The sequence below is a fragment of the Bacillus sp. AFS018417 genome, assembly GCF_002560985.1.
GTDB classification, from domain to species: domain Bacteria; phylum Bacillota; class Bacilli; order Bacillales; family Bacillaceae_G; genus Bacillus_A; species Bacillus_A rhizoplanae.
In genome coordinates this window covers 1-9,911 of sequence record NZ_NTTM01000056.1, presented here as the reverse complement: position 1 = coordinate 9,911, position 9,911 = coordinate 1, and the positions used below count along the sequence as shown (strand labels likewise).

Sequence of the window (9,911 nt, the reverse complement as noted above, 5' to 3'; positions counted from 1 at the left end):
TCATTTTTTTCTACACAAAAAGGGAGTACTCATCCTATAAAAAGGACGGGTACTCCCGTGGTGCCACCTTAATTCGTTACAAAAGTAACGCACTTTTCCGTATCGAAATACAATACGTGTCTCTTGTAACGATGAGATCTTTTCGCCAAAGCCTACTTTTTTCGTTTCGGTTTGGAAGCTCCGAAGCCCATTCCATATTACTTTCATACTGATTCGCACCAACCATCAGCTCTCTGACATGTCTATAATATGTACTCTTCTTCATCAACGCTTACGTTTTTAAATTTGAACTCATTATATGCTTTTCTTTTTTTAGAAGTCAACACTTTCCGAAAAAAATTTTTTATCTATACGTTAAATATTATATTGACAAAACATCCCGTTTTTATGTAAAAATAATAAATACTCTATAAAAATAGCTATTTACTAATAAAATATTTTATATTAAAAAAATAAAATACCTTCTAAATACGCTTACATTTCTGAAAATTCTTATTTGCGTGTGGATTTTTTCGCATAATCATGTTAGATTATAATTATGCAATACATCAAAAGATACTACTTAGGGAAGGGGACTAACATGAATACACAGATTTTAATTTCAATTTCGATCTATATGATCGGGATGTTAGTAATTGGCTACATTGCCTACAAACGAACATCAAACTTAACAGATTATATGCTTGGCGGGCGTACATTAGGTCCCGCAGTAACAGCACTGAGTGCAGGCGCTGCTGATATGAGCGGATGGCTGTTAATGGGGTTACCCGGTGCTATGTTTGCAACAGGTCTAAGCAGCAGTTGGATTGCGGTCGGCTTAACACTCGGTGCATATGCAAACTGGCTATACGTCGCTCCTCGCTTACGTACCTACTCTGAACTGGCAAACAACTCAATTACAATTCCAGAATTTTTAGAACATCGCTTCCATGATAAATCTCATATGCTACGCCTTGTTTCCGGACTTGTTATTATGATTTTCTTTACATTTTATGTAGCTTCGGGATTAGTATCAGGTGCTGTTCTATTTCGTAATACATTTGGAATGGACTATCATATGGGACTTTTCATTGTTGCCGCTGTTGTTGTAGCTTATACGTTATTTGGCGGGTTCTTAGCTGTAAGTTGGACAGACTTCGTGCAAGGGATTATTATGGTTGTCGCACTCGTTTTAGTTCCAATTGTAACAATTATGCATGTAAATGGTCTTGGACCAGCATTTCAAACAATTCAATCTATTGATCCAAACTTATTAAATATTTTTAAAGGTACTTCTGTACTCGGCATTATTTCCTTATTCGCTTGGGGTCTTGGTTATGTTGGACAACCTCATATTATCGTTCGCTTTATGGCGATTTCATCTGTAAAAGAATTAAAAAGTGCTCGCCGCATCGGCATGAGCTGGATGATTTTCTCTATCGTCGGCGCTATGTTTACTGGACTAATCGGGATTGCTTATTATTCTGATATGGGCTTAAAATTAGCAGATCCAGAAACGATTTTCATTGAACTTGGAAATATTTTATTCCACCCACTTATTACTGGTTTCTTACTAGCTGCTATTTTAGCAGCAATCATGAGTACAATTTCTTCACAGCTTCTTGTTACATCAAGTGCTGTAACAGAAGATATATACCGTACATTTTTCCGCCGCTCTGCAACGGACCGCGAACTTGTTTTTGTAGGACGTATGGCTGTTCTAGCAATTGCTTTAATTGCAAGTGGACTTGCATTTAAACAAAATGACACAATTTTAGCACTTGTTGGTTACGCTTGGGCAGGTTTTGGTTCTTCATTTGGACCAGTTATTTTATTAAGCCTATACTGGAAGCGAATGACAAAATGGGGCGCTCTTGCTGGCATGATTGCCGGGGCAACAACTGTTATTACGTGGACACAATTTCAATTTTTAAAAGATATGTTATATGAAATGATTCCTGGTTTCGCTGCTAGCTTACTTGCTATTATCGTTGTAAGCTTGTTAACAAAGCCAGCAGAAAACGTTCAAAAAGACTTTGAAGAATTTGAAAAAATAGCTTCTTAATCTCAGAAAAAACAATCCCCGCTTCTATTATATAGAAGCAGGGATTATTTTTTCTCGCTTACATACTGAATTTTCTGTAAATTAACAAATTCTTTATATTATCTTAAATTAATCCTAACATTTTTTATGTATAGTATAACCAAAGACATTATACAGAAGGGAGACCGCTCACATGCTATCATCATTTCGCCTACAAAAACACTTTACAACTTCTTCATATGCTAAAACACAAACAGATACACCTCATATTAAACTTGTTCCTTCTGTTGTGCCGGTCATCGGCGTACAACTACACAAAGCTAAATTAAAGCTAAAAGCTGGACAACGTGCAGAACTTACAGCAGCTGTCCTTCCTTCTCTAGCAAGTAACCAAGAGCTAATTTGGACGAGCAATAGTCCTGATATTGTAGAAATTAACGCTACAAAGCATAAAGCAATCGTAACAGGAAAACAAGCTGGACGAGCTGTTATTATTGTCACAACTGCAGAAGGAAAATTCCGTGACCTATGTATCGTCCACGTCCAACCGTATATAACAAAACCAAAATAAAGTGAAACTTCCAATAGCGGGAGTTTCACTTCTGTTCAATGCACGATAATAACTACGTCTTTTGCGTATATACTGCACCTTCTACTTGCTCTTTATATACGCTTTTTTGCTGTTGCAGTAAAAATATAGATACACCGCATAATACAAGCAGACTTCCTGCCACTTGCATTACATTTAATTTTTCACCTAGTAAAAAGAAAGCAAGAATTGTTGCACCAACAGGCTCCCCTAAAATACTCATAGATATTGTCGTCGCATTCACATAATTTAATAGCCAGTTATGAATCATTTGAGATACAGTTGGTACAGTTGCAAGTAAGAAAAATACAGTCCAGTCCCATGATGAATAACCTGTAAATGGAATTTGTAGCATCATGTTATAGGCACTTAAAAATAAAGCTGCAAATGTAAAGACAGTAAAACTATATATCCAGTGGGACACTTTTTTCACTGTTGTTTGCCCAATAAATAAATATCCAACTACTGCAATCACACTTAAAAATGATAGTATATCACCTAAGATTGCTTCCCTACTCAGTCCTAAGTCTCCCCATCCAATACACCCTACACCAATAATTGCAATTCCCATTGTCGCAAGTGCAGCGAGTGTTGTTCTTTCTTTAAATAAGAAAAAACCTCCCACAAGAGATACGAGCGGCTGCAGTGCTAAAATGATCGTAGAACTTGCAACTGTTGTAAATTTTAACGATGCAAACCATAGAAGAAAATGTAATGCTAAAAAGAAACCAGATCCAATTAAAAATCCCCAGTCCTTTTTCTGAATTCTCGTAAATTCCTCTCTTCTCTTCCAAACAATAGGAAACATAATAAGCACAACAATCCATAAACGATACATACTTAAAACAGAAGATGGTGCTGTAGACATTTTTACAAAAATAGCCGCAAATGAAATCGTAATAATCGAAATCGCTAACGGCAGTGCAATTGATTTTGGTTGCTTCATATGTCATCTCCTTATCTATCCAAAATTCTCACTTCATTATAGCCCTTTCTTCTATTACTGAATACTAATTTTTTAGATTCTTCTCATTCTTATGCTAAAATAAAATTGTATTAACTTTTGACTTAGGGGAGATTACACAATGACACAAACAATAGGGAAAATTGAAGAACTTACATTTTACAGTAAATCATTGCAAGAAGAAATTTCGCTTCTCGTTTATTTACCAGCAAACTTCACGCCGCTTCATAAGCACACCATTGTAATTGCACAAGATGGAAGAGATTATTTTCAGCTAGGTAAAGCACATCGCGTGATAGAATCACTTCGTGAAACAGAAGAAATTGATCGAACTATTATTGTTGGTATCCCATATAAAGATGTACACGACCGAAAAGAAAAATATCATCCAAACGGATCACAAAATGACATGTACATTCGCTTTTTAGCTCACGAACTTGTTCCATATTTAGATGAGAAGTATCCAACGTATCAAATGGGGAAAGGCCGCGTTTTAATTGGAGATTCTTTAGGCGGTACAGTTTCATTTATGACAGCTCTTATGTATCCGCATACATTCGGTAAAGTGATTATGCAATCACCATTCGTTAATGAATCTGTGTTAGAACGTGCCAAAACATTTACGGAGCCACAAACGTTAGATTTATACCATATTATCGGTACAGAAGAAACAAATGTAAAAACAACAGATGGCAATATTTCTGATTTTGTAGCACCAAACCGAGAATTGCATAATCTTCTCATAGAAAAGGGATTTACAACCTATTACGAAGAGTTCAATGGTAATCATACATGGAAATATTGGCAAAAAAACTTGCCACATGCATTTTCTCATATGCTATCAATGAAATAATACACAGTATTTTTCAGAATCATCTGATATAATAAAGGAGAGTTTTTTCATAAAAACATTTTACGTTCAGACAAGGGGAGGAATTTAGAGATGAAACTAGGTATTGTAATTTTTCCATCAAAAATGATTCAAGATAAAGCAAATGGTCTGCGTAAGCGTTACGATCCACATTATGCATTAGTTCCACCGCATATTACATTAAAGGCACCTTTTGAAGTAGCCGATGAACAGCTAGGCGCTATTGTAACAGAGCTGCATACAATTGCAAGCAAAGCAAACACGTTTACACTACATGTTGGAAAAGTGAGCTCGTTTGCACCTGTAAATAATGTCATTTACTTTAAAGTGGAAAAAACACCAGAATTAACATTTCTAAATGAAGAAATGCATAGCGGAATATTCACACAAGATCGCGAATATGCTTTTGTGCCACACCTTACAATTGGACAACAATTATCAGATGCTGAACATGCTGATGTTTTAGGTCGCCTAAAAATGAAAGATTTCTATTATGAACAACCAATTGACCGTTTCCATTTAGTATATCAATTAGAAAATGATACATGGACAGTATATGAAACGTTCCATTTAGGAAAGGAGCAGTAATAAGTTGCAAGCAAAATTCGTACAAAATGAAGAAGAGCTAAAAGATGCATTCTCTGTTCGGAAACAAGTATTTGTGGACGAGCAAAATGTTTCGTCTGAAGAAGAATACGATGAATATGAACATGTCGCAAAACATGTTGTTTTATACGACGAAGATGTTCCAGTTGGTGCTGGTCGTTTTCGTATCGTTGACGGCATAGGAAAAATGGAACGTGTTTGTGTCCTATCCTCTCATCGTCAAAGAGGTGCTGGAAAAATCATTATGAATGCGTTAGAAGCTCTTGCGAAAGAAGAAGCTCTTCCAAAACTAAAACTTCATGCTCAAACACATGCTGAGCCGTTTTATAATAAGCTTGGATATGAAACAATTTCTGATGTGTTTATGGAAGCTGACATTCCGCATGTTGTGATGATAAAAAAACTATAAAAGAAGCGCTTGCTTAGCGCTTCTTTTTATAATTTCTACAATCATCTTGCGTTTTACGCACGCTCTCATCACATATGACTTTTCAACATATAAGTCGCTGCTATGAAGAAAACAAGTGACCTACACTTGTTTTACCGTTGCACGGGGCAGAAAAAGAGGCTGACCACTTCTATGCATGGCCAGATCCTCTCGCTTCCCTAACAAAAAAAGGTCTTTTATTTCGTTTTTTCAACATGTAAGTCACGGCTACGCCAAACAAAAAGTAACCTGCACTCGTTTTCTCTCTTTGTTTTACCACCGCACGGGGCAGGAAAAGGTCCTGACCGCTTCTATGCACGGCCAGATCCTCTCACCCATCTAAAAAGAAAGGGGTTTTTATGTCGTTTTTTCAATTTGTATTTATATACTCCAAATTCAACCACATAACTGTCTCACTTTTTTACATTGCCATTTCCTCTATCTTCCGATAAAGTTATAAGTTGATGCTACTTATTGAAGGTGAAATTATGACTAAGGAAAATTTTTCGCAAAAATCATTAACACATTCGAATATACCTCGCGCAACTTATCATATTCCGAAAACATCTACCGATTTAATTGATCGAAACGATGCGGATGTTACCTATTTTCGTGCTCTTGAACAACAAGGAATACATTTAAATGAAAAACAATTAGAAGCTGTTCGTCAGACAGAAGGACCCGTTCTCACATTAGCTGGTGCTGGCAGCGGAAAAACGTCTGTCTTGACAACACGCGTTGGCTATTTAGTCAACGTAAAAGGCATTCACCCGCGTAACATTTTATTGCTTACGTTTACCCAAAAAGCTGCAGAAGAAATCCGAAGCCGCGTAGCAACATTACCTGGTATGACACCCGCAGCGAGCCAATATCTTGTTGCCGGAACGTTCCACTCTGTTTTCTTAAAATTACTTCGCAGCCAAGGATACAACCAACAAATTTTAGCAAATGAAAAGCATAAACAAATTATCGTAAAGAAAATTTTAAAAGAACTTCGTTTAAAAGATGACTATGATGCAGAAAGTATGCTAGCAATGATTTCACTTGAAAAAAATAAATTAAATAGACCGAAAGATGTACAAGCAAAAACACCTGTTGAACGTGAATTTCAAGAAGTATATCAACGCTATGAAGACGTAAAGCAAAGTCATCGCTATCTAGACTTTGATGATATTTTACTTGAAACGTTTTATTTACTAGAAAACAATGCCGCATTATTAACACAACTGCAAGGTCGCTTTCAATATATTGAAGTGGATGAATTTCAAGATACATCGTACGCCCAGTATGAAATTGTGAAACTATTAGCAGCACCGCAAAACAACTTATTTATCGCAGGAGACGATGATCAAGCGATCTACGGCTGGCGCGGAGCTAGTCATCAAATTATCCTTTCTTTCCCAAAGGAATTTGATGATACAACCATTATTACTTTAAATACAAACTATCGCTCCAATCCATACATAGTAGGACTTGGTAATGAAGTCATTAAGCTGAATCAAGAACGATTTAACAAAGAATTGTACACCGTTCACGAAGAAGGAATACAGCCATTTTATTCAAGGCCAGCAACAACATTAGATGAAGCGAATCAAATTTTACAACTTATTCAAGATAAAGTAGCAAGTGGTGAACGAAACTATTCAGACTTTTGCTTACTGTACCGGACTCATTCTGTAAGCCGCTCCTTGCTCGATCAGCTTACGATTCATAAAATTCCGTTTGTCAAATACGGGGCAAGCCAATCGTTTTATGAACACTCGCTCATAAAACCTGTATTAGATCAATTGCGGCTAGCCTTTGAACCTTTTCGTTTAGAATCACTCGCAAGCATTTTACCAACAATGTATATAGGCCGTGATGAATGTATATCATTTATTGAACGAGAACAATGGAAATACGGTGAAGGTCGCTTCCCTTCCCTTTTACATTTTCTTTTACTTAATCCGAACTTAAAACCGTTCCAAGTGAAGAAAGTTAATGATCGTATTGATTTCTTGAAATTTATTAAAGAGCTTGAACCGAAAAAAGCATTAAAAGAAATCATTAAAGGAAAAGGGCAATACTTAGACTATCTGCAAAGCAATGACCGCTCTTCCTTTACAATGCAAAAAGAAATACAAGAAGAAATGCTTGAAGAACTCATTGAATCTGCAAATCGCTTTTCGGATATTCCAGCGTACTTAGAATTTATAAACACAGCTATTCAAAATCAAAAAGAAATGGAAACATTAAAAACACGAGCACAGCAAGATGCTGTATCGCTTATGTCTATTCATAACGCCAAAGGTCTTGAATTTCCATGTGTTTTCTTACTCGGTGCAAGCGATGGGATATTACCACATTCTTCATCCTTAAAAGACGCAAACGATCGCGTCACTGATACTTCGGAAGCATTAGAGGAAGAACGACGCTTAGCATACGTTGCTATTACGCGCGCAAAAGAAGAATTGTACATTTCTTCTCCGCAATTTTTTAGAGGGAAGAAACTTGATGTTTCTAGATTTTTATTTTTGACAAGGGATGATCTACAAAAAACAAAATAACAAATGAAATGATTTCATCCCGCGAATAGCGGGATGAAACTTTCTGAAATACAATCATCCTGCAAAACAAAAAATACCTTGGTTTTCCTTACAAAGAGGATAAAACAAGGTATTTTTTATTTTATTTTTCATAAAATGAACCTTCTATCAGTGGGAATTTTTTCATCCCCTAAACCTCTTTTGATTGTTACTGATTTTTCTTTTTATTTCCGCTGCAGTTACAACCTTGTTTCTTTATATATCCTAGTTGTTCTAGTTGTTGCTGCTGATTCAGCTGCCCTTGTTGCTGTTGCTGCATTTTGTACCAATATTGAAGATTATTGTATGGATTAGGTTGCTGATAATTCGCCATGGCAAACATCTCCTCTATTTTTTAACGCTCTCTTTAGTATATGAACAACCCTTCTGTTTCGTTCCTTCATTTCTCAATTCCCCATCATTCGACTCACAATCGTCTCAATAATCGCTGCAACCCCAGCAACTGCTAATAACAAAATAATTGGCTCTGCTACTTTAGGAATCCATTCATAACACAAAAGCAATAGAGCGCTCGCCCATATTCCTGTACACCAATAGCAACTTAACAATTCACCAAAAAATTTACGTAAGCCCGTTTCTCTTATTTTCATATACGTTGAAACCGTACCATCCTCCTCTGTAATCTGTATTTCTTCAATAAAAGGCGCACGTATAAAAGACGTAATCTTATCATAGACCAAAAGGTGTGTTAACCGAAATACTGCAAATGAGAAAATAAAAAACATAAGCCAACTTTCAAAAAGCAAGTTCCTCATCCCCTTTTCTTTTCATCTAAATACAGGCTTATCCTTTGAAAAAAACAACTTTAGAGCAGTAACAGATTTACCCCGCATTCAATATTCTAGTAGTGTAATCAAAACTTATGATAAGGAGTGAAAAGAATGGGTAACAATGATGACAAAAAGGTTATAAACATCAATTGCGTATGTGATGTTGTAAACTTCATCAATGAATTACAAGATTGCGCAACAAGCACATGCCCGACAGGATGCGATGTTCCATTCCTTGGTGCACATCAAGGCTCTAGACTCGCAAATACTCGCCCATTTGTCTTATTTAATAGCGGAGGAGAACCATTCAAAGTATTTGTTGGTTCTGGTAGCATTAAAAAATGCTATTCGTACATTTACCGTGTAGAAAGTGTAGACGACTGCACTGCAGTATTACGTGCATTAGAAGTACACAGTCAAGATCAAAAAGATTGTGAAGAGCCAGTTTGTGCCTTCTTAAACAATCCCAACGCTACACTACAGGCAACAAATTCTGTTGTAACTGTTGATTTAAATTGTTTCTGTGCAATTCAATGCCTACGTGACGCACACGTTTCAGGCGTATAATATGTAAACCCAAAAACTATTGAGGTGGTAGGATTCCTACCACCTTTCGCACATTATAGCCCCATCATGCGAATGGATACGACATCTTCTATATTTAGGATGAAATTCCCAATTCGGTTCGATACTACCATTTGCAGCACCCCATTTTCATAAGAAGCAATAACCCCTACATAAGAAGCTTTCTCTGTTTTCACCATACATTTCACACTTGGTATATAATGTGGTCGATTTAATAAGAAATAAATTTTCTCTTCATTATTCATATCTTTAAACGATTTATTCTGCCACGTACTACTTGAAGATTCTACAAATTGTTCATCATTTTGTTTTGATTGATTCTCTTCCGCTACATTCGCGTACGTGTTATGTTGATCAACAACATCTATCTCAGGTTCATCCGTTTGCATGTTTTGTGGATCAACGACATCTATCTCCAGTTCATCCGTTTGCATGTTTTGTGGATCAACGACATCTATCTCCGGTTCATCTGTTTGCATGTGTTGTGGATC

At 36.4% G+C, this 9,911-nt stretch carries 11 protein-coding genes and 1 other annotated feature; of the genes, 7 read left to right on the top strand and 4 right to left on the bottom strand.

The features are described from left to right. Positions 1 to 38 precede the first annotated feature (38 nt). Positions 39 to 277, bottom strand: a binding site (T-box leader). Between the two features lie 303 nt (positions 278 to 580). Together putP and CN326_RS20125 are read left to right on the top strand one after the other, a co-directional pair. Continuing rightward, a complete protein-coding gene (gene putP / locus CN326_RS20130; RefSeq protein WP_098310752.1) occupies positions 581 to 2,044 on the top strand; it encodes a sodium/proline symporter PutP in 1,464 nt (487 codons plus the stop codon). A 172-nt stretch (positions 2,045 to 2,216) separates the two neighbouring features. Beyond that, positions 2,217 to 2,594, top strand: coding sequence for an Ig-like domain-containing protein (locus CN326_RS20125; protein ID WP_098310751.1), 378 nt, complete (start codon positions 2,217 to 2,219; stop codon positions 2,592 to 2,594). Between the two features lie 52 nt (positions 2,595 to 2,646). Here the strand turns inward: CN326_RS20125 and CN326_RS20120 are convergent, their stop codons facing one another. Continuing rightward, positions 2,647 to 3,558 (bottom strand): DMT family transporter, encoded by a 912-nt coding sequence (locus CN326_RS20120; RefSeq protein ID WP_098310750.1) that lies wholly within the window; start codon positions 3,556 to 3,558, stop codon positions 2,647 to 2,649. A gap of 139 nt (positions 3,559 to 3,697) precedes the next feature. Here CN326_RS20120 and CN326_RS20115 point away from each other — a divergent pair, with 139 nt between their 5' ends. From CN326_RS20115 to CN326_RS20100, 4 genes are all read left to right on the top strand, one after another. Next, entirely contained in the window at positions 3,698 to 4,429 is a 732-nt protein-coding gene (locus CN326_RS20115) for an alpha/beta hydrolase (RefSeq protein ID WP_098310749.1), read from the top strand. A gap of 90 nt (positions 4,430 to 4,519) precedes the next feature. Beyond that, positions 4,520 to 5,035 (top strand): YjcG family protein, encoded by a 516-nt coding sequence (locus CN326_RS20110; RefSeq protein WP_098310748.1) that lies wholly within the window; start codon positions 4,520 to 4,522, stop codon positions 5,033 to 5,035. Between the two features lie 4 nt (positions 5,036 to 5,039). Further along, positions 5,040 to 5,462 (top strand): GNAT family N-acetyltransferase, encoded by a 423-nt coding sequence (locus CN326_RS20105; RefSeq protein WP_098310747.1) that lies wholly within the window; start codon positions 5,040 to 5,042, stop codon positions 5,460 to 5,462. 506 nt (positions 5,463 to 5,968) lie between these two features. Continuing rightward, a complete protein-coding gene (locus CN326_RS20100) occupies positions 5,969 to 8,026 on the top strand; it encodes an ATP-dependent helicase (protein WP_098310746.1) in 2,058 nt (685 codons plus the stop codon). A gap of 187 nt (positions 8,027 to 8,213) precedes the next feature. On the opposite strand, the gene CN326_RS20095 is transcribed toward CN326_RS20100, so the two are convergent. Together CN326_RS20095 and CN326_RS20090 are read right to left on the bottom strand one after the other, a co-directional pair. Beyond that, entirely contained in the window at positions 8,214 to 8,378 is a 165-nt protein-coding gene (locus tag CN326_RS20095) for a cytochrome C oxidase subunit III (protein WP_176524710.1), read from the bottom strand. Positions 8,379 to 8,451: 73 nt separating this feature from the next. Beyond that, a complete protein-coding gene (locus tag CN326_RS20090; protein WP_098310744.1) occupies positions 8,452 to 8,811 on the bottom strand; it encodes a DUF1360 domain-containing protein in 360 nt (119 codons plus the stop codon). Between the two features lie 135 nt (positions 8,812 to 8,946). Here CN326_RS20090 and CN326_RS20085 point away from each other — a divergent pair, with 135 nt between their 5' ends. Next, positions 8,947 to 9,402 (top strand): CotY/CotZ family spore coat protein, encoded by a 456-nt coding sequence (locus tag CN326_RS20085; RefSeq protein WP_098310743.1) that lies wholly within the window; start codon positions 8,947 to 8,949, stop codon positions 9,400 to 9,402. A gap of 53 nt (positions 9,403 to 9,455) precedes the next feature. On the opposite strand, the gene CN326_RS20080 is transcribed toward CN326_RS20085, so the two are convergent. Then, on the bottom strand, positions 9,456 to 9,911 hold a 456-nt coding region (locus CN326_RS20080), incomplete at its 5' end, for a CotO family spore coat protein (protein ID WP_218007854.1).